Origin of the sequence: Psychromonas sp. MB-3u-54, assembly GCF_002836415.1 — a bacterium.
GTDB lineage: Bacteria > Pseudomonadota > Gammaproteobacteria > Enterobacterales > Psychromonadaceae > Psychromonas.
Window position 1 is genome coordinate 1 of sequence record NZ_PJBP01000069.1, and the last position, 234, is coordinate 234.

The 234-nt window shown below is 40.6% G+C and carries 1 protein-coding gene; it reads left to right on the forward strand.

Features of this window, described 5'->3' with window-relative positions:
* A partial coding sequence (locus CXF72_RS00615) for an HNH endonuclease (RefSeq protein WP_198552457.1) occupies nt 1–234 on the forward strand: 234 nt, incomplete at both ends.

Below are 234 nucleotides of genomic sequence, written 5' to 3' on the forward strand. Positions count from 1 at the left end.
AAAACTGCATGTGCATCATGTAATATTCAGATCTAAAGACGGAACGGATACGCCTGGCAACCTAAAGGTGCTTTGCGAAACCTGCCATAATGACTTACATGCCGGGAAATTTGAGTTAATAGCCAAGAAATCGACAACAAAGCACGCTACTGAAGTCGGCATTGTAAAGACGCAACTTAGTAAACGATGGATCTTTGAAGAAACATTTGGGTTTGAGACAAAATTCAAACGAGA